Origin of the sequence: Halobacillus yeomjeoni (assembly GCF_020171525.1) — a bacterium.
In the GTDB taxonomy this organism is placed as follows: Bacteria; Bacillota; Bacilli; order Bacillales; family Halobacillaceae; genus Halobacillus; species Halobacillus yeomjeoni.
In genome coordinates this window covers 910536-931055 of record NZ_JAIVAI010000001.1, presented here as the reverse complement: position 1 = coordinate 931055, position 20520 = coordinate 910536, and the positions used below count along the sequence as shown (strand labels likewise).

Below are 20520 nucleotides of genomic sequence, written 5' to 3'. Positions count from 1 at the left end.
TTGTGTTAAGCCGACCGATCAGTGACATAAATGGAGTAGGAGAAAAATTCGAGACCCACTTGAACGAGTTGGGTCTCTTTACCATTGAAGATCTGCTTTTTTATTTCCCGTTCCGCTACGACACTTATGAAACGAAACCGTTGACTGAACTCACGCACAATGAAAAGGCGACAATCGAAGGGCAGATCGTTTCAGAGCCGGCGCTCAGCTATTTCGGGAAAAGAAAGTCCAGACTGACGTTCACCCTTCAAGTCGAGCAGTTTGCCGTCAAAGCGGTCATGTTCAACCGCGCGTTTGCTAAAAAACAGTTGAACCCTGGTGATACCGTAACGGTAACAGGGAAGTGGGATCAGCAGCGTCTTCAAATCACCGTCAGTCAGTTCAAAAAAGGTGAGTCGAAAAGCCAGGAACCGATTCAGCCGGTGTACACACTGAAAGAAGGTGTCTCACTTCAGCGGCTTCGGAAAATAATCAAATCGGCAATTGATGAGTACGGAGAGGCGATTCCTGAGATTTTACCAGAAGATCTTCAAAAGACGTATAAACTCCCGGAAAGACCGCAGGCATTGAAGCAGATGCATTATCCTGAGAGCCGGATCATGCTCAAGCACGCCAAACGGAGGTTCATCTATGAGGAATTTCTCCTATTTCAATTAAAGATGCAGTTATTGAGAAAGCACCACCGTGAGTCAACGACCGGGAATGCACAAAGTTATGATAACGATCGTTTGACGAATTTCGTCCAGTCCCTGCCGTTCGAATTGACTCAGGCGCAGAAGCGTTCCTTGGCAGAGATATTGAAAGATATGAAGAGTCCATACCGGATGAACCGGCTCCTGCAGGGGGATGTAGGCTCCGGGAAAACCGCCGTAGCTGCCATTGCTCTCTATGCAAGCATTACCGCTGGAAAACAGGGTTCACTCATGGTACCGACAGAAATCCTCGCCGAACAACATTATCAATCTTTGAAAGGGATGTTTGAAGGCCTTGCGAATGTGGCTTTATTGACAGGTTCCATCAAAGGGAAAAAACGCCGTGAAATTCTTGAAGCGGTTGAAAATAACGAAATTGATATTCTGATCGGGACCCACGCCCTCATCCAGGATGAGGTGGTCTTTCACAATCTGGGCTTCGTCATCGTCGATGAGCAGCACCGTTTCGGCGTCCAGCAAAGGCGCAGACTTCGTGATAAGGGATTATATCCGGATGTGTTATTCATGACGGCCACCCCGATTCCGCGGACCTTGGCGATCACAGCTTTCGGTGATATGGATGTATCGGTCATCGATGAAATGCCGGCGGGTAGAAAGCCGGTCGATACGTACTGGGTGAAAGGGCAGATGACCGACCGGGTTTTATCCTTCATTAAAAAAGAAATCGATCAAGGGCATCAAGCCTACGTCATCTGTCCCTTGATCGAAGAATCCGATAAGCTTGATATCCAAAATGCAGTGGACCTCTACCACCAGCTGGCCGCTGTGTACGAACCGGATATACCGGTCGGATTGATGCATGGACGTCTTCACAATGATGAAAAAGAAGAAGTCATGCAGCAATTTGCGGAAAATGAACTGAAGGTACTTGTATCAACGACGGTCGTTGAAGTCGGGGTGAACGTCCCGAATGCCACCGTCATGGTCATTTATGATGCGGAGCGTTTCGGGCTGTCCCAACTACACCAGCTTCGGGGTCGTGTCGGACGTGGTTCGGATCAAAGTTATTGTATTTTACTGGCGGATCCGAAAGGGGATGTCGGTAAAGAACGGATGCGCATCATGACCGAAACTACAGATGGATTTGAACTTTCCGAGCAGGATTTGAAGCTTCGCGGACCTGGAGATTTCTTCGGGAAAAAGCAAAGCGGGATGCCGGAGTTCAAAGTCGGGGATATGGTGCATGATTATCGTGCACTTGAAACAGCCCGTAAAGATGCCGCTGAAATTCTGAACAATGAGTGGCTGGACACAGATAAACGGTACCGTGCGCTTCGTGATTTTGTCTATCAAGATGAGCAGGTCCTTGGAGACGTTTTAGATTGATGCATAAATGCGCGTTCAAACACATAGGTAACTAGAAAAGGGGTGCTGTCGAAGCACCCTTTTTTTAAGGTGGTGGAAGGGTTGATCAAACCGGAACGTCTTCATGAAGGGGATTGTGTCGGCATCATCGCTCCAGCCGGACCCGCGGATGAGAAGGAATTGTTCATAGGGCTGGAAAAATTGAAGCAGATGAAACTGATTCCTGTACTTGGCAGAAACCTGTTCCAAAAAAAGAGGTACCTGGCTGGAAAAGATGAAGCAAGGCTGGAAGATTTGCATGCGATGTTTCTTGATCCTGCCATCAAGGCCATCATCTGCGCTAGAGGAGGCTATGGAACTGCGCGTCTTGCTCCTTATCTCGATTATTCTATGATCAGGTGCAATCCGAAAGTCTTCTGGGGATACAGTGATATCACCTATTTGCACACGGCTATTCAAATGTACAGCGGGCTGGTCACATTCCATGCACCGATGGTCGCATCTGATTTGGGGAAGAATGACTGTAAGCTTGAAACGTTTTATACATTCAATCAACTTTTTTATCCTCATGCGAATTTGTTCAACCGTTCCAACTCTTCTATAGAAGTCATTAAAAGCGGCTGTGGATCAGGGAGAATCACAGGAGGGAATTTGACGCTGCTGACGGATTCGCTCGGTACGGATTTTGAGATCAGCACCAGCGGCAGGATTTTATTTTTTGAAGAAGTGAATGAACCTGCTTATCGGATCGATGCCATGCTTACCCATATGAAGTGGGCAGGAAAATTTGAAAACGTATGCGGAGTTGTCATCGGAGACATAAAAGCTGGAAAGGGAGAAAGTGAAAAGATAAGAGAGCTTCTGTATGAGTTTTTCTGTAATGCTCCATTTCCGGTTGTCCGAGGCCTTGAAATCGGACATTGTCAGCCGAATTATGGAATTCCGCTGGGGGTGCAGGCCCACTTGGATACCGATCTCATTTCACTTATGATTGAACCTGGAGTCGAGTGATTTCAAGCTCTGGCTCCTTGTTTTATCCTTGCGTAATTGGTTTTGGTATTATATATTACTGTTAGTACCTAGTCATAAAGCATCGGCTTTTTTGACTGAACGGACGGTGGACCTATGCGAAGGAACAAACAAAAAAGACAAGAAGAATTGAAGCGCACGATTGAAGGGTCTCCGTTTATTACAGACGAAGACCTGGCGAAGAAGTTTGGAGTCAGCATCCAAACCATCCGTCTCGATCGGATGGAACTTTCTATCCCTGAATTGAGAGAAAGAATCAAGTCCGTAGCGACACATGAATGGAACGAGACTGTTAAAGCATTGCCAATTGAAGAAGTGATTGGTGAGATCGTCGATTTGGAATTGGACGGGCGTGCGATTTCAATTTTGGATATTCGGCCTGAGCATGTGTTTTCCAGGAATAACATCGCCAGAGGACACCACCTCTTCGCCCAGGCGAATTCACTGGCGGTCGCTGTCATCGATGATGAACTGGCTCTTACAGCGAGATCCGATATCCGGTTCACCAGACAGGTCAAGCTTGGTGAACGGGTCGTGGCTAAAGCGGCTGTTCAAGGAGAAGATGAAAAAGGACGGACGATCGTGCAGGTGAACAGCTTTGTAGGCACGGAAGAAGTTTTCTCAGGCACGTTTGAAATGTACCGTTCGAATGACTAAAGGAGATGGACGAGAATGAAGTTAGCCATTGATGCGATGGGCGGGGATCATGCACCTGAAGCGATCGTCAAAGGTGCAGTCCACGCCGCGCAATCCATTGATAATTTACACATCACGCTTGTGGGTGATGAAGAACAAATCAAGCCCTACTTGAATGGACAGGAAAACATTACGATTTTACATACGACAGAAAAAATCACGTCAGAAGATGAACCGGTGCGTGCGGTAAGGAAGAAAAAGCAGGCGTCCATGGTCCTTACAGCGAAAGAAGTGAAAGAAGGACGTGCGGATGGCTGTATTTCTGCGGGGAACACTGGTGCTTTGATGAGTGCTGGATTGTTCGTTGTAGGCCGTATGCCTGGTGTCGACCGTCCTGCATTGAGCCCGACCCTGCCGACACAGGACGGGAAAGGCTTCTTGATGCTGGATGTCGGAGCGAATGTCGACGCAAAACCTGATCATCTCTTGCAGTATGCGGTCATCGGTTCGATTTATGCAGAAAATGTCCGCAACATTTCCAACCCTCGAGTAGGATTATTGAATGTCGGTACCGAAGATGGAAAAGGTAGTGAACTCACGAAAAAAGCATTCCAATTGATGAAGGAAGCTCCAATCAATTTCATCGGGAATGTAGAGTCCCGTGATCTGCTGGATGGCGTAGCTGACGTCGTCGTCACTGACGGATTCACTGGAAATGTCGCTTTGAAGACCATCGAAGGAACAGCTTTGACGATGTTCAGTATGATCAAACAGGCGTTCATGAGCAATTTCAAAACGAAAATTGCTGCTGGATTGGCAAAAAACGATTTGAGGAAGCTTAAGTCCCAGCTGGATTACTCCGAATACGGGGGAGCGGGACTGTTCGGTTTGGCCGCGCCTGTCATCAAAGCTCACGGATCTTCCAATGAGCGGGCGGTTTATAATGCCATCCGTCAAGCCTGCCAGATGATCGAGCTCGATGTAACGACAACGATTGCAACAACATTGAAAGAAATGAAAGCGAAGGAGGATGAACAATGAAACATGTAGCTTTTGTATTCCCTGGACAAGGGTCACAGGAAGTCGGGATGGGTAAAGCGATGTATGATGCTTATCCTTCTGTAAAAAAATTATTTGATGAAGCTGATGAAGCCCTGGGCTTCTCTTTGACAAAATTAATGTTCGAAGGCCCGTCTGAAGAATTGACAAAAACAGAAAATGCACAGCCGGCCCTATTGTTGAACAGTGTAGCGATCAATCAGGTTCTTCAAGAGCATGGAGTAAAGCCGATCGTGACAGCTGGGCACAGTCTGGGTGAGTATAGTGCACTCGTAGCGTCTGGTGCGCTGGAACCGATAGAAGCTGTGAAGCTGGTCAACTTGAGAGGGAAGTTGATGGAAGAAGCTTATCCAACAGGCAAAGGGACGATGGCGGCCGTGCTCGGTCTTTCCCAAGAGGAAATCGAGCAGACCATCTCTGAATTCGATGGTGAAGAAACCGTCGACCTTGCCAACATCAATTGTCCTGGACAGATCGTCATCTCTGGAACGAAAGAAGGCGTAGAGAAGGTTTCTGAAAAGTTATCAGAAGCTGGAGCGAAGCGTGTCCTGCCGTTGAACGTCAGTGGGCCGTTCCACTCTCGTTTGATGAAACCTGCAAGTGACGATTTCGCTAAACATTTATCAGAAACGGACGTGCGTGACGCGGATATTCCTGTATATGCAAATGTGACGGCAGATGAAGTGACTGATGCAGCGACGATTGAGAAACTACTCGTCGAGCAGTTGTATTCTCCGGTACGTTTCCAGGAAATTTTAGAAGCGTTCGTTGAAAAAGATGTGGATGCAATCGTAGAAGTGGGTCATGGTAAAGTATTGAGTGGTCTTGTGCGTAAAGTGAAGCGTCGGATGAAGACGTTCAATGTCCAGGATCCAGCATCCATCGAACCACTACTCGAATGGTATAAGGAGGAATCGTGATGTTACAAGATCAAGTGGCATTAGTCACAGGTGCTTCCCGTGGGATCGGCCGCGCCATCGCTTTGGAGCTTGCCGCTCAAGGTGCTAAAGTAGCCGTCAACTACGCTGGAAGCGAAGATAAAGCCGAAGCTGTCGTTCAGGAAATCCGTGAACTAGGCGGAGTGGCAATCAAAACCCAGGCGAATGTAGCCAGTGAAGAAGATGTCAAACGGATGGTCAAAACTGTTGTAGATGAATTCGGTCGTTTAGACATTCTGGTTAACAATGCAGGAATTACAAAAGATAACCTATTGATGAGAATGAAAGAAGAAGAGTTCGACTCCGTCATCGATACGAACTTGAAAGGTGTCTTCCTTTGTACGAAAGGCGTCACTCGTCAGATGATGAAACAAAAGTATGGTCGGATTATCAATGTCGCTTCCATCGTAGGGGTATCCGGAAACCCTGGCCAGGCGAACTACGTGGCTGCCAAGGCAGGCGTCATCGGCTTGACCAAGTCCAACGCGAAAGAATTGGCTGCACGCAACATCCAGGTCAATGCCGTAGCCCCTGGGTATATCACTACGGATATGACCGATGCACTGACACCAGAACAACGTGAAAAAATGCTTGAAATGATTCCTCTGAACCGTTTAGGGGAAGGGCAGGATGTTGCTAGAGTGGTAAGATTCCTCGCTTCTGAAGATTCTGCTTATATGACCGGCCAGACGCTTCACGTCGACGGCGGCATGGTCATGTAAAAAGTCTATGGTTTTTCGAGCCGTTTTTTACTATAATTACTGAAGGGAGGTGAAGTTCCAATGGCAGATACATTTGATCGCGTTAAACAAATCATCGTCGACCGTCTGGATGTCGATGAATCTAAAGTGACTATGGAAGCTTCCTTCAAAGAAGATTTAGAAGCAGACTCTCTTGACGTAGTTGAGCTTGTAATGGAGCTCGAAGACGAGTTTGATACAGAAATCTCTGATGAAGAAGCTGAAAAAATCAATACTGTAGGCGACGCTGTGAATTACATAAACAGCGTTTCGTAATACAGACAGCTGCCTGCAATTGTGCAGGCAGCCTTTCCTATTGATGTAAATTCAGAGTAAAGGACAAGGTGACTTATGGAGGATTTTTCGAGTTTCCAGAACAGGGTTCAAATCCAGTTCAATGATGTTTCGTTACTGGAACAAGCGTTCACCCATTCATCTTATGTGAATGAGCATCGGAAAACGGACCGCGAAGATAATGAACGATTGGAATTCTTGGGAGATGCCGTCCTGGAGTTAGGCGTATCACAATATTTGTACCGCCAATACCCGGAAATGGCAGAAGGTGAATTGACAAAGTTCCGAGCATCCATCGTATGCGAAGCTTCTTTGGTACGATTTGCGGAAGAACTGAACTTTCACAATCTCATCCTTCTCGGTAAAGGAGAAGAAATGACAGGTGGCAGAAACCGACCAGCGTTACTCGCTGACGTATTTGAAGCGTTCATCGGTGCCTTATACCTTGACCAAGGGTTTGAAACGGTCGTTCAATTTTTGAGGACCTATGTATATCCGAAAGTGAAAAAAGGTGCTTTTTCTCATGCGATGGATTTCAAGAGTCAACTCCAAGAATTCATACAACGAGATAAAAACAGTAAGATTGAATATGAAATCGTAGAAGAGAGAGGCCCCGCCCACAGTCGGGAATTCATCGCCCATGTCCGCATCCAGGGTGACCTTGGCGGTATTGGCGTAGGAAGAACGAAAAAAGAAGCCGAACAGAAAGCTGCTCAGCAGGCATTGGAAAACCACGGAGCACTTTCCTAAAGAAGATCGCCCAGAACGGCGTTGGTTCTGGACGGTCTTTTTTGTTGAAAACAACTAAGAACTACCTCTGCAGCCGCAGCTGACCAGCGAGTTTTTTAATGAGATCGAATAAAAAACCCCTGAGGTGTATATCCTCAGGGGTGGTTCATCCTTTATTGTGGTTTTCGGTATTGACCAAGCTCCTGGACGAATGCTTGGATTTCAGAAACACTCAACTGGCCTTTCATTTGGATGATATCATGCAAGTCTTTGATTTCTTCATATTTATCAAGGTCGTAATCTTCCGGATCCATGATCGAGCGGTTGACGACTTGAAGTTTTTCCGCCATGTCGTTGATGATTACTTCCAGGTTTTCTTGAGTAGGTTGATCTAAGCTCACAATAAGTCCTCCTTCAAAGCTCCAGAATCGGGCTAATACATATGATAAAATACTTTTCCCCTTTTTGAAAGGGTGAAGAAGTGGATTGTTTTCATTCCGGTTCTGTTCATACAGGTGTGCATTCATTAAATATGGACTTTTTATATGTACCTTACAAATACGGCACAAGATCAGCGTGAAGGAAACAGGTGTTTATACCCTGAAAGAATGAGAACGAAGGTTCCTACCGTACCGCGGACGTTTATGATAAAATAAACAAGTTAGTACAACGAAAGATAGTGAATATACAGGAGGATGAATATGTTCCTCAAACAATTGGATACTGTTGGATTTAAATCATTTGCCGAAAGGGTCACCGTGGACTTTGTCCCCGGAGTTACGTCCGTCGTAGGACCGAACGGCAGTGGTAAAAGTAATATAACGGATGCCATCCGCTGGGTTCTGGGCGAACAATCCGCCAGATCCCTGCGAGGTTCAAAAATGGAAGATATCATTTTTGCCGGAAGTGACTCCCGGAAAGCTCTCAACATGGCAGAGGTCACGCTGACGCTTGATAACAAAGATCAGACACTGCCGCTGGATTACCAGGAAGTGAGTGTCACACGGAGAGTGTACCGTTCTGGTGAAAGTGAATTTTATATCAATAATCAAACCTGCCGACTGAAAGATATCGTCGACTTGTTCATGGATTCCGGACTCGGCCGGGAAGCGTTTTCCATCATCAGTCAAGGAAAAGTCGAAGAAATACTCAGTTCAAAAGCTGAAGAACGTCGTTCGATTTTTGAAGAAGCTGCAGGTGTATTGAAATATAAACAACGTAAGAAAAAAGCTGAATACAAGTTAGCGGAAACGCAGGAGAATTTAAACCGGGTCGAGGACATCATCCACGAGATTGATGGACAGCTCGAGCCTTTAAAAGAGCAGGCCGCTGTCGCAAAAGATTACTTAGAAAAGAAAGAAGATTTGAAGCAGGTTGAAATCTCGCTTCTCATCACTCAAATCGAACAACTTCACACAGAATGGCAGCAGCTGCTCAAAGATTTGAAATCAATCAAATCCAAGGAAGAAGAATTGAGTAGTGTCATAGAATCGAAAGAAGCAGAAGTGACCTCTCAACGTGAAAAGATGCAGGCACTCGATGAATCGATCGATGATTTGCAGGAAACCCTGCTCGTCTTGACACGGGAGCTGGAAAACCTCGAAGGTAAAAAAGAGCTTATGAAAGAACGTCATAAGCACTATGAAGAGAATAAATCAAAAATCGAGAATGAGTATGTAGAGCTCCAGGAAAAATTCGAACAGCTGAAGCAGGTGGCTAAAAAAGAGACCGCTAAGCTTAAAGAAACGAAGAGTAAGCGGAAAGAGACGAAGCAGGAGCTCAATCAGACCAATCAGGCATTGAGTGAAGACGTCCACGCGATCGAAGAACAAATTGAAGATTTGAAGAGTGAATACATCGATTTACTGAACGAGCAGGCGGCCAAAAGAAATGAAAAGCAGCTGCTCGATAAGCAGCTTTCACAAATCAGTCATAAAAAAGGAAACCAGCAGGATAAGTTCAAAGACCTTCGTGAAGAACGTAAACAGCTTGAATCGACGCTGAATGAAATGAAGGAGAGTCTGGAACAGCTTTCTGCTGAAAGGAGCGGGAAGGAGCAGGAATTGACTGCCCTTCAACAAAAATGGGAAGCGGACAAGCAATCCTATCAAGAGTGGCAGGAAAAGCTCTACAAAGGATACCAATACCTGGAAAAGATGCGTTCAAAAAAAGAAATGCTCGAGGATATGAAAGAAGATTTCTCAGGCTATTTCCAAGGTGTCCGCGAAGTGTTGAAAGCCCGTCAGAAAGGTCAGCTCAATGGGGTAGAAGGAGCTGTGCTAGAACTGATTGATATTCCAGGTCATTTGTTGACAGCCATTGAGACAGCCCTTGGTGCACAAGCTCAACATATTGTCGTCAAGGACGACCAAACCGGGCGTCAAGCGATTCATTGGTTGAAGCAGAACAATAAAGGTCGGGCGACGTTCCTGCCATTGACGTCTATTCAACCTCGGTCGATTTTCGGCCAGGCTGCCTCACAACTTCCAAGCCAAAACGGATTTGTAGGAGTGGCCGTCGATCTTGTCGAATTTGACCCTGCATACCAAAAAGCGATCCAGCATCTGCTTGGCCATATCGTCATTGCAGAAACGCTTGAGCATGCCAACGCCATTGCCAGGTTCCTCAATAGGAAATACCGCATCGTTACCCTTGATGGGGATGTCGTCAATCCAGGAGGTTCCATGTCCGGCGGCGCGCAGAAGAAATCCAACCAATCCTTGTTCACAAGAGAAAAGGAACTGCAGGAGCTGAAGGAGAAGATTGCTGAGTTCGATACGAAGACGAAAGAAGTTGAACAAAAAGTTCAAAAGTTGAAGCAAGCAATCAGTTCTCAACAGCAGGCCAAAGAGGAACTTGAAGCCGTAGTTTCCGACCTGAAGAATGAGGAATATGAACAACAATCAGATATGCGTGAACTTCAAGTGAAAATGAAGCATTACAATGACCAACTGCAGTTATTCGACCAGGATCAGCAGCAGTTCGATCAAGACCGTGAGCAGGCGGATCGTCAACTTACTGCACTGGATAAAGATTTATCGGATCTGAACAGGAAGCTGGAATCGATTCAGAAAGAGATTGATGACTTATCTGAAACGAAAGAGCGTCAACGTGTCGATGCAGCGAATCTGCAGGAGCGTCGTCACGAACTTCAACTCCGGTTGGCTGAACAAGACTCAGCTGTAAACAACCAGCAGGAAAAAGTGAATCGCTATAATGAAGAGCTGGCTTCTGTCGAACAAAAGCTTGAGGAAAACCGTCATGCCCATCAGCAGTTGATGGATGTCGTCGACTCGAACCAAACAGAAGAAGAAGTAGCTCAGGCGATCGAAGAAAAGAAAAAGCGGAAAGAAACGACTTCCAGCTTGATTCAAGATCGAAGAGACGAGCGTAATGAATACGGTCTTCAAATTCAAAAAGATGAGCAGACGCTGAAAGAAGAGAAGCGTCATCACCAGAATTTCGTTCAGGACATTCAACAAAAAGAAGTGAAGGCCAACCGCCTTGATGTCGAGCTTGAAAATATGTTGAACTATCTTCAGGAAGAGTATGTGATGACTTTCGAGCGTGCGAAAAACGAATACCCGCCGGTTGAAGACATTGAACGAGCGTCAACAGAAGTGAAGTTGATCAAGCGTGCCATCGAAGAACTGGGTACAGTGAACCTCGGAGCGATTGACGAATACGACCGAATCGTAGAACGTTATGATTTTCTGAAAGGCCAGCAGGATGACCTGCTTGAGGCGAAAGAGACGCTCCACACAGTAATCAACGAAATGGACGGGGAAATGGATCGCCGCTTTACGGATACCTTCACTAAAATCCGGGCTGAATTCGGTCAAGTTTTCCGTGATTTATTTGGTGGAGGACGTGCCGATCTTCAATTGACAGAGCCGGGGAACATGCTTGAAACCGGTGTAGATATCGTCGCTCAGCCGCCCGGGAAGAAACTGCAGAACTTGAGTCTCTTGTCCGGCGGTGAACGAGCTTTGACGGCAATAGCGTTACTGTTCTCGATCTTACGTGTCCGTCCGGTGCCGTTTTGTGTTCTGGATGAGGTGGAAGCGGCGCTCGATGAAGCCAACGTGGATCGTTTTGCCCGTTTCTTGAAAGAATTCAGTGCGGATACACAATTTATCGTCATCACACACAGAAAAGGAACGATGGAAGAATCGGATGTCCTTTATGGAGTGACGATGCAGGAGTCAGGCGTATCCAAACTTGTATCTGTAAGATTGGAAGAAACTAAAGAATTACTGGAAGCGTAGAAAGGAAGAGTCGATGAGCTTTTTTAAAAAACTGAAAGAGAAATTCGTTAAAGAGTTTGAAGTGAAGGAAGAACCTTTAGAAGAAGAAAAAGAAGAGAAAGGCTCAGAGGAAGATCCTGATACGGGCGATGTAGTTGAATCTGACGATCTTCAAGGAGAAACGGAAGTGACAGAAGAGCAAGAAGTTGAAGAAGTCGCTGAAGTTTCAGAAGAAGAACCCGAAGAACCTGAAGAAGATGAAGAAGTGGATGAGCCTGTCGAGGTAGAAGAGCCGCTTCAAGAAGAAGAAACTGTGGAGGAAGAAGACCCGGTCCAAGAAGAAGAGGAAGACTCGATCGCTTCTAAGTTCAAGCGAGGTCTTGCCAAGACGCGTAATTCATTCTCCAGTAAAATCAATGACCTTGTCGCCCGTTATCGTACCGTCGATGAAGACTTCTTCGAAGAACTGGAAGAAGTGTTGATTTCAGCTGACGTGGGTGTGAACACGGTCATGGAAATGATCGATGAGCTGGAGATGGAAGTGAAACGCCGCAATATCAAAGATACGCAGAAAGTGAAAGAAGTCATATCTGAGAAGCTTGTAGAAATCTACTATGGCGACGAAGATGCAGGTGAAGTGGAAGGATTGAAGGAAAATCCGGATGGTTTGACCATTTACTTGTTCGTCGGTGTCAACGGTGTCGGGAAGACGACGACCATCGGTAAGCTCGCTCACCGCTTGAAAGCTGAAGGCAAGAATGTGACGTTGGCTGCAGGAGATACCTTCCGTGCCGGGGCTATCGATCAATTGGAGGCCTGGGGCGAACGTGTAGGCGTCAATACAGTCAAGCACAGTGAGGGCAGTGATCCTGCAGCAGTCATTTATGATGGAATCAAGTCTGCCAAGTCCCGTAATTCTGATGTGCTGATCTGTGATACAGCGGGACGCCTTCAGAACAAAGTCAATCTTATGAACGAATTGAGCAAAGTGAAGCGTGTCATTGAACGAGAAGTTCCCGGCGCTCCTCATGAAGTGCTTTTAGTATTGGATGCAACGACAGGACAAAACGCCATGAGTCAGGCGAAGACATTCTCAGAGGCGACCGACGTTTCCGGTATTGTTCTATCTAAATTGGATGGAACGGCCAAAGGTGGAATCGTTCTTGCCATCAGAAATGAGCTTGAGATTCCAGTCAAGCTCGTCGGTCTCGGTGAGAAGGTGACCGACCTCGAAACCTTCGACGCGCATGCCTTCGTTTACGGTCTTTTTGCCGATATGATTGATGATTATGAAGAAGAAGAAAATGAGTCCTAGACCTTGACACAAAGGGAGGAACTCCGTTAGTATTCTTTTGTAAAGGTATTTCACTTAACAAGGAGTGCTTCAACCGTGCTTGAACGAACGACACGCATCAATTACTTGTTTGATTTCTATCAATCGTTGTTGACTCCTAAACAAAGAAACTATATGGAGTTATACTATCTGGAAGATTACTCGCTTGGTGAAATATCAGAAACGTTTGATGTCTCTCGTCAAGCGGTCTATGATAACATTCGCCGAACAGAGACGATGCTTGAAGAATATGAAAACAAGCTTCATTTATATGAAAAATTCAAAAAACGTCAAGAAGTGATCCGGGAAATGGAAGAAGAAGTCGAGAAAGGCCAGCTTCCACCCCGTATCCAAGATTGGCTACAACAACTACACGAATTAGAATAGGGGGGATTCAGCGATGGCATTTGAAGGTTTATCCGACCGTTTGCAGGATACGATCAAAAAGATCAAAGGCAAAGGGAAGGTAACCGAACAAGATGTAAAAGAAATGACACGAGAAGTCCGTCTTGCCCTCCTTGAGGCCGATGTTAACTTCAAAGTCGTAAAAGACTTTGTCAAACGTATACGTGAACGTGCGGTCGGTCAGGAGGTCATGGACAGCCTGACGCCAGGACAACAAGTCATCAAAGTCGTGAAAGAGGAATTGACCGAATTGATGGGAGGCGACGAAAGCAGAATCGCTGTCGCAAAGCGTCCTCCGACCGTAATCATGATGGTCGGTCTCCAGGGTGCAGGTAAAACGACCACGACCGGTAAGCTTGCCAACTTGCTGCGCAAGAACTATAATCGTCAGCCGTTGTTGGCGGCAGCCGACGTGTACCGTCCCGCTGCCATCCAGCAGTTGGAGACATTAGGGAAGCAGCTGGGTATGCCTGTCCATTCCGAAGGGACAGAAGCGGACCCGGTGGATATCGCGAAAAATGCGATCGCCAAAGCGAAAGAAGAACACAATGATTACGTCATCATTGATACCGCTGGACGTCTTCACGTCGATGAAGGGTTGATGGGTGAACTTGAACGCATCAAAGATGAAGTCCAGCCGGATGAAATCTTCCTTGTTGTCGACGCGATGACAGGACAAGATGCCGTCAATGTGGCTCAAAGCTTTGACGACCAGCTCGACATCACAGGCGTTCTATTGACGAAGCTCGATGGCGACACACGAGGTGGAGCTGCATTATCCATCCGTGCCGTAACCGGAAAGCCGATCAAGTTCGCCGGTATGGGAGAAAAACTCGACCAGCTGGAAGCATTCCACCCTGAACGGATGGCTTCCCGTATCCTCGGTATGGGAGATATGCTGACTCTGATCGAGAAAGCCCAGACGCAGGTGGATGAAAAGCAGGCCAAAGAGCTTGAATCCAAAATGAGAAATGCTTCATTTACGTTCGAGGATTTCCTTGAGCAGATGGAGCAGGTGAAGAATATGGGACCTTTGGATGAAATCATCAATATGATTCCTGGTGCCAATAAGATGAAGGGTCTGAAGAACGTATCCTTCGACGATAAACAAATCGTTCACGTCGAAGCGATCATTCAGTCGATGACCAAAGAGGAACGGGTCGATCCTTCCGTTATGAATGCAAGCCGTAAAAAACGTATTGCCAAAGGCTCAGGAACATCTGTATCAGAAGTGAACCGTTTATTGAAACAGTTCGAAGAGATGAAGAAAATGATGAAACAGATGAGCAATACCAAGGGCAAAAAAGGCAAAGGAATGAAATTTCCGTTCATGTAATGGAAAAACACTTTACACATAAATGAAGTTCTGCTAAAATCTAAATTTGTGTGAAACATTTAAGAAATATGGAGGTTGTTAAATATGGCAGTAAAAATTCGCCTTAAACGTATGGGATCTAAACGTAACCCATTTTACCGTGTAGTAGTAGCAGATTCTCGTTCACCACGTGATGGACGTATCATCGAGCAGATCGGAACTTATAACCCGGTTTCCAACCCAGTAGAGGTTAAGCTTGATGCAGAAAAAGCAATGGACTGGATGTCCAACGGCGCACAGCCAAGCGACACAGTTCGTAACCTGTTCTCTAAAGAAGGCATCATGAAGCAGTTCCACGAAAAGAAAAACCAATAATAAAGTAGTGGTGATATCATGCAAGCCTTGATTGAAACAATCGTCACTCCGCTCGTCGATCACCCTGCGGACATCAAGATTGATGTGAAAGAGGAAGATCACAAAGTGGTCTATCATCTGACCGTCCATCCCGATGATGTCGGTAAGGTGATCGGAAAAAACGGACGGATTGCAAAGGCGATTCGAACTGTCGTTTACGCGGCAGGATCTGATTCTGAAAAACGAATCTATTTGGATATCATGTAAGAAGGGAGAGGGCTAACCTTTCCCTTTTTTACAATCCAAAATGATACGTGGAGAGGCGGGCGATGAATGCAGATCATTAGGAAAATTCCTGTGAAGCAAATACTTACACAATCCAGCCGTGCTGAATTGAAGGACCGCTTCGATGAACGCATCGCTCGATTAGACCGAGAGTGTCGTCAACTATCATTCGAACAAAAGAAGTTGGAAAGAAAACCAGGCGTCTCAAGACAGGAAGTCGAACGCCGTTTTTCCAAAGAAATCAGCCGTCGTAGAGATCAAATGCGCTGGATTGAATACCAATTGAATCAACTGGAGATCCTTCCCGACGGCAGTGAGCTGGAAACGGATGAGGTCGACGCGTTGATTGAGGTCAATGAAGGCGATTCGTGGAATGAAATGATCCGAGATCAGCAAATGATCATAAAGGACGGAATAGTCATACGAGCGAGGTAAGGTAGACATGAAGAAAGAAATGTTCAATGTCGGAAAAATAATCAATACACATGGCATCAAAGGAGAAGTGAAGGTTCAACGGATCACCGATTTCGAAGAACGCTTTGAACCTGGCCAGCAATTGTATTGGGTGAATGATCGAAAAGATCCGAAGCCGTTAGTCGTACGTTCCCACCGCATCCATAAAGGGTTCGATCTGCTGACGTTTGAAGACCACCCTTCCATTAACGATGTGGAGGGCTATAAAAATGGCATGCTGATGGTCACGGAAGAAGACCAGGAGGATTTGGACGAGCATGAATTTTATTTCCATGAAATCATCGGATGTAAGGTTTATCTGCAATCAGGAGAAGAAGTCGGTACTGTAAAGGAAATATTGACCCCCGGCGCAAATGACGTATGGGTGGTGCAGCGTCACCGTCAGTCTGATGTTCTGATCCCTTATATTGAACCGGTCGTCAAAGAAGTGGACCCGGAGCAGAAAAAAATCATCATTGATCCAATAGAGGGGCTGTTAGACTAATGCATATCGATATTTTGACTTTGTTTCCTGATATGTTTGATGGTGTATTGAATACATCGATCATGAAACGAGCTCAAGAACGAGACGCCTTCAGTTATCAGTACGTCAACTTCAGAGACTATACAACAAGTAAACATAATAAAGTCGATGATTATCCTTACGGGGGTGGAGCAGGTCTCGTCCTCACTCCACAGCCGATATTCGATGCCATCGATGAATTGAAGCAGAAAAGCGAAAAGCCGCCACGAGTGGTATTGATGTGCCCTCAAGGCGAACCGCATTCACAGCAGAAAGCGGAAGAACTGGCTCAGGAGGATCACTTGATCTTCATCTGTGGGCATTATGAAGGCTATGACGAACGGATTCGTCAAGAGCTCGTTACAGACGAGATTTCTCTTGGAGACTATGTGTTGACAGGGGGAGAACTCGGAGCCATGGTGGTTATGGATTCCGTCATCCGATTGATTCCTGGTGTGTTAGGGAATAAGGAATCCGCCCCGCAGGATTCTTTTTCCAATGGATTGCTCGAACACCCCCATTACACGAGGCCTGCTGAATTCAGAGGTCACAAAGTCCCCGACGTCCTGTTATCCGGCAACCATGCGAAAATCGATGAATGGAGACATTACCAATCATTGAAGCGGACGTTTGAAAGACGTCCGGATTTATTGGAAGACAGGGAACTCACCCCTCAGGAAAAAGCATGGATCGAAGAGTGGAAAAATAGCTGAGATCCCTTGCGGTGAACAGCTGTTTATGGTATATTAAACTTTGTGCTTAAACGTTCGGTTTAAGTGGAAAACGATGTTCCGCTGCCTCTTAGAAGACAAGAGCATTAGTTAAAAAGGAGTGAAACACAATGCAGCAACTTATTCATGACATTACGAAGGAACAGCTTCGTACGGACCACCCAGACTTCCGTCCTGGTGATACTGTAAAAGTACACGTTAAGGTTGTCGAGGGTAACCGTGAGCGTATCCAGGTATTCGAAGGTGTTGTCATCAAGCGCCAAAACGGTGGAATCAGCGAAACATTCACTGTCCGTAAGATTACTTACGGTGTAGGTGTTGAGCGTACATTCCCAGTACATTCACCAAGAATCGCTAAAATTGAGCGTCCTCGTCGCGGTAAAGTCCGTCGTGCGAAACTTTACTACTTGCGTAACCTACGCGGTAAAGCAGCTCGAATCAAAGAAATCATCTAATTTAGTAGAAAGGAGCTTGCATTCGTCAAGCTCCTTTTTTCTAATCATTAGCAGGGAATGGGGAATAATAATGAAAAAACAGTGGCTCGATTGGATCAAAGCTTTTATCATCGCAGCCGTGCTTGCCATCATTGTTCGAGTATTCTTGTTTGCACCAGTCGTAGTCGAAGGTCCGTCTATGCTCCCGACATTACATAGCGGGGATCACCTGATTGTGAGCAAGATCAATTATACAGTAGGCTCCCCAGAACGTTTCGATGTCGTCGTGTTCCATGCGACAGAAAAGAAAGATTACATAAAAAGAGTCATAGGGCTCCCCGGTGATCATGTGTCCTATGAAAATAATCAATTATATGTGAATGGTGAGAAAATGTCAGAGCCATTCTTTGATGAAGCCGGGGCAGAATCGGAAAACGGTCAGTTCGACACTAGAAATTTTACGATTGAACAACTCCCAGGCGCGAATGAAGAAGTCCCTGAAGGCCATATTCTTGTGCTTGGAGATAACCGGAATAATTCGACCGACAGTCGGATGCTTGGAATGATTCCGATGGAGCAGGTCGTCGGTGAAGCCATTATAGCCTATTGGCCGATGGACCGTATTCAATTTATCAACTAGGAGGGTGTGCACATGGCGATCCAATGGTTCCCGGGACATATGGCAAAAGCGAAACGTGAAGTAGCAGAAAAGTTGAAACTCGTGGACTTTGTCATTGAACTCGTAGATGCAAGAGCCCCGTTATCTTCCCAGAATCCTATGCTTCATGAGATTCTGCAAGAGAAGCCGAAGATGATGGTCATGATGAAGAAAGACCTTGCTGATCCGAATGTGACGAAGCAATGGTTGGAGAAGACTAAAAAGCAGGGTATTCCATCCATAGCGATAGAAGCGAACAAAAAACAGGATGTCCAGCAAGTCATCCATATGGCGAAAGAACTGGGGAAAGAAAAGATGGAAAAACTGAAAGCAAAAGGGGTAAGGCCCCGTGCTTCCAGAGCCATGATCATCGGTATTCCGAATGTCGGAAAATCGACGTTGATCAACCGTCTTGCGAACAAGAAAATCGCTCAAACGGGTGATAAGCCTGGTGTTACGAAACAACAGCAATGGATCAAGGTTAAAAAAGAATTCGAGCTCCTGGATACTCCGGGGATTTTGTGGCCGAAATTCGAAGAGGAAGAAGTCGGATACCGTTTAGCAGCTATCGGGACGATCAAGGATCAAATCCTTCCGAAAGAAGATGTCGCTGCATATGTATTGGACTACATGAAGAATCACTATTCCACTATGCTGGAAGAGAGATACGGATTTTCCGGGTATGATGACATCATGGACGCTTTTGAGACGATCGGTAAGAAAAGGGGATGCCTGGAAAGTGGAGGGCATATCAATTTCGATAAAGTGTCTGATATCGTTCTACAGGACTTGCGTGGCGGAAAATTAGGCCACGTCAGCTTTGAACTTCCTGAATAATCATTGAAACGCAAAGTGACGCTGTCGCCTTGCGTTTTTTCATATTTTTTAATAAAGTTTTTAGGTTTGTCGTTAAAGCATTTTACTAATATTTTTTACGGTACCGGGAGGGAAGGGAAAACAGTCCGCTTTCCGCGGGCAGCTGCCGAGCCTCCTCGTTGCACTGCGGGGTCTCGCCTAACCTGCACTTCCCGCAGGAGTATAACTGTTTTCCCTTCCCTCCCTCAAAGTGTACTCAAATAAAGCATCTATCAAGAATGATTCAGCATGTTTATTGAAGATACGTTAACTGTGCAGGAAGTAATGATATAAATTATGATTGCGTTGACTGGATAGTGGTCTGCTTCCTGGGCCATCAATCCATGGCTATAGAACAGCCGAATCCGCTTTTTATAGAGAAGGGTTTATACTTACTCTGAAGGGACGGGCGGGAAGCAGCGAGACTCCCGCGGGAGAAGGGGCTAGGCAAGATCCCACAGGCGTAGCCGAGGAAGCTTGCCGCCTCCCCGCAGGAAAGCGAGTTGTTCCCGACCATCCCCGGCATAGATGAAGGGAAAACCCGTTCATCATTATTTGACTTTGCCCTTTAAAGTAGAGTGCTAAAGTACAGATTTGAGTGAAGGCAGCGTAAGAGTATGATAAATTGAAGGTGAATCGAAAATGAGGATGAAGACCACCTACATATACGTGTTTTCCAACCGATAATAGAACTAACGGAGGTTACGTGAAGAATGGCATCGATGACAATATCAGAAGTGAAACAAAAAATGAAGGATGAGGAATTTACGCAGACAGAGATAGAAGCGCTGCGTCAAGATGGACGGAAGGGCGTTCAGAAGCTTATCCAACAATATGATGCAGCTCAGGAAAAACAAAGACTGCAGAAAGTAAAATATGAAGAAATGAAAGAATTCGAAAAGCATGCGTGGCAGCGAGGGTGTCAGCTGGTTGCAGGCATCGATGAAGCAGGCAGAGGTCCGTTGGCCGGCCCTGTGGTGGCAGGTGCCGTAATCCTGCCTGATGGCTATTACCTGGAAGGGTTGAACGACTCAAAACTGCTTTCGCTTGCAAAGCGTGAAGAATTTTTTAAACGTATCAAACAAGATGCAGACTATGGTGTAGGTATCGTCACCAACGAAGAAATAGATGAAATAAACATTTACAATGCAACAAAGCTTGCCATGCAAAGAGCAGTAGCTTCATTGAACCAAAATCCGGACCATTTACTGATTGACGCAGTGGACCTCGAGGAAGTCGATCTTCCCCAAACCAATTTGGTCAAAGGTGATCAACGTAGTGTGTCCATTGCAGCGGCCAGTGTGATTGCCAAAGTCACCCGTGATCATTTGATGGCAGAGTATGATATTCAATATCCGATGTATCGTTTCAGTTCCAACCAAGGATATGGAACGAAGGAACATGTGGATGCACTGAAAGCACATGGACCATCGCCATTTCATCGGAAAAGCTTCGCCCCCGTCAAAGAGTACACCTACGTGTAA

22 protein-coding genes are annotated in these 20520 nt (G+C 46.0%); 21 read left to right on the top strand and 1 reads right to left on the bottom strand.

What is annotated here, in order from left to right; translation table 11 throughout:
* Positions 1-2: 2 nt before the first annotated feature.
* The 8 genes from recG (at position 3) to rnc (ending at position 7464) form a co-directional block, all read left to right on the top strand.
* Entirely contained in the window at positions 3-2039 is a 2037-nt protein-coding gene (gene recG / locus LCL89_RS04795) for an ATP-dependent DNA helicase RecG (RefSeq protein ID WP_224809580.1), read from the top strand.
* 69 nt (positions 2040-2108) lie between these two features.
* Complete coding sequence (locus tag LCL89_RS04790; protein ID WP_224808148.1) at positions 2109-3029, top strand: S66 peptidase family protein; 921 nt, start codon at positions 2109-2111, stop codon at positions 3027-3029.
* Between the two features lie 114 nt (positions 3030-3143).
* Positions 3144-3704, top strand: coding sequence for a transcription factor FapR (gene fapR, locus LCL89_RS04785; protein ID WP_197315858.1), 561 nt, complete (start codon positions 3144-3146; stop codon positions 3702-3704).
* 15 nt (positions 3705-3719) lie between these two features.
* The gene (gene plsX / locus LCL89_RS04780; protein ID WP_224808146.1) at positions 3720-4724 is read left to right on the top strand and encodes a phosphate acyltransferase PlsX; all 1005 of its coding nucleotides are present in this window, start codon (positions 3720-3722) and stop codon (positions 4722-4724) included.
* Positions 4721-5662: an ACP S-malonyltransferase gene (gene fabD / locus LCL89_RS04775; RefSeq protein WP_224808136.1), complete on the top strand. Its 942-nt coding sequence runs from the start codon at positions 4721-4723 to the stop codon at positions 5660-5662. The genes plsX and fabD overlap by 4 nt, the downstream gene beginning before the upstream one ends.
* On the top strand, positions 5662-6402 hold the full coding sequence (gene fabG, locus LCL89_RS04770) for a 3-oxoacyl-[acyl-carrier-protein] reductase (RefSeq protein WP_224808134.1): 741 nt from the start codon (positions 5662-5664) through the stop codon (positions 6400-6402). The genes fabD and fabG overlap by 1 nt, the downstream gene beginning before the upstream one ends.
* A gap of 60 nt (positions 6403-6462) precedes the next feature.
* Complete coding sequence (gene acpP / locus LCL89_RS04765) at positions 6463-6696, top strand: acyl carrier protein (protein WP_197315862.1); 234 nt, start codon at positions 6463-6465, stop codon at positions 6694-6696.
* A gap of 75 nt (positions 6697-6771) precedes the next feature.
* A complete protein-coding gene (gene rnc / locus LCL89_RS04760) occupies positions 6772-7464 on the top strand; it encodes a ribonuclease III (RefSeq protein ID WP_197315863.1) in 693 nt (230 codons plus the stop codon).
* Positions 7465-7616: 152 nt separating this feature from the next.
* Here rnc and LCL89_RS04755 read toward each other — a convergent pair whose 3' ends face one another.
* Complete coding sequence (locus tag LCL89_RS04755; RefSeq protein ID WP_197315864.1) at positions 7617-7844, bottom strand: DUF1128 domain-containing protein; 228 nt, start codon at positions 7842-7844, stop codon at positions 7617-7619.
* Positions 7845-8144: 300 nt separating this feature from the next.
* Between LCL89_RS04755 and smc the strand changes: the two genes are divergently transcribed.
* The 13 genes from smc to LCL89_RS04690 all read left to right on the top strand — a co-directional run bounded on the left by smc (position 8145) and on the right by LCL89_RS04690 (position 20520).
* A complete protein-coding gene (gene smc / locus LCL89_RS04750; RefSeq protein ID WP_224808132.1) occupies positions 8145-11711 on the top strand; it encodes a chromosome segregation protein SMC in 3567 nt (1188 codons plus the stop codon).
* 13 nt (positions 11712-11724) lie between these two features.
* Positions 11725-13005 (top strand): signal recognition particle-docking protein FtsY, encoded by a 1281-nt coding sequence (gene ftsY / locus LCL89_RS04745; protein ID WP_224808122.1) that lies wholly within the window; start codon positions 11725-11727, stop codon positions 13003-13005.
* A gap of 75 nt (positions 13006-13080) precedes the next feature.
* Entirely contained in the window at positions 13081-13410 is a 330-nt protein-coding gene (locus LCL89_RS04740; RefSeq protein WP_224808112.1) for a putative DNA-binding protein, read from the top strand.
* A gap of 13 nt (positions 13411-13423) precedes the next feature.
* On the top strand, positions 13424-14764 hold the full coding sequence (ffh, locus tag LCL89_RS04735) for a signal recognition particle protein (RefSeq protein WP_197315868.1): 1341 nt from the start codon (positions 13424-13426) through the stop codon (positions 14762-14764).
* A gap of 84 nt (positions 14765-14848) precedes the next feature.
* A complete protein-coding gene (gene rpsP, locus LCL89_RS04730; RefSeq protein WP_197315869.1) occupies positions 14849-15118 on the top strand; it encodes a 30S ribosomal protein S16 in 270 nt (89 codons plus the stop codon).
* A gap of 18 nt (positions 15119-15136) precedes the next feature.
* Positions 15137-15364: a KH domain-containing protein gene (locus LCL89_RS04725; RefSeq protein ID WP_224808110.1), complete on the top strand. Its 228-nt coding sequence runs from the start codon at positions 15137-15139 to the stop codon at positions 15362-15364.
* A gap of 66 nt (positions 15365-15430) precedes the next feature.
* Positions 15431-15817, top strand: coding sequence for a YlqD family protein (locus LCL89_RS04720; RefSeq protein WP_197315871.1), 387 nt, complete (start codon positions 15431-15433; stop codon positions 15815-15817).
* Between the two features lie 7 nt (positions 15818-15824).
* On the top strand, positions 15825-16340 hold the full coding sequence (gene rimM, locus LCL89_RS04715) for a ribosome maturation factor RimM (protein ID WP_197315872.1): 516 nt from the start codon (positions 15825-15827) through the stop codon (positions 16338-16340).
* The gene (gene trmD, locus LCL89_RS04710; RefSeq protein WP_197315873.1) at positions 16340-17071 is read left to right on the top strand and encodes a tRNA (guanosine(37)-N1)-methyltransferase TrmD; all 732 of its coding nucleotides are present in this window, start codon (positions 16340-16342) and stop codon (positions 17069-17071) included. The genes rimM and trmD overlap by 1 nt, the downstream gene beginning before the upstream one ends.
* A gap of 128 nt (positions 17072-17199) precedes the next feature.
* Complete coding sequence (gene rplS / locus LCL89_RS04705) at positions 17200-17544, top strand: 50S ribosomal protein L19 (protein WP_197315874.1); 345 nt, start codon at positions 17200-17202, stop codon at positions 17542-17544.
* A gap of 70 nt (positions 17545-17614) precedes the next feature.
* Positions 17615-18163 carry a signal peptidase I gene (lepB, locus tag LCL89_RS04700; protein ID WP_224808108.1) on the top strand — a complete coding sequence of 183 codons (549 nt, stop codon included), beginning with the start codon at positions 17615-17617 and terminating at the stop codon, positions 18161-18163.
* 12 nt (positions 18164-18175) lie between these two features.
* Positions 18176-19018 carry a ribosome biogenesis GTPase YlqF gene (gene ylqF / locus LCL89_RS04695; protein WP_224808106.1) on the top strand — a complete coding sequence of 281 codons (843 nt, stop codon included), beginning with the start codon at positions 18176-18178 and terminating at the stop codon, positions 19016-19018.
* Between the two features lie 740 nt (positions 19019-19758).
* Positions 19759-20520, top strand: a complete 762-nt coding sequence (locus tag LCL89_RS04690; protein ID WP_318245608.1) for a ribonuclease HII — start codon at positions 19759-19761, stop codon at positions 20518-20520.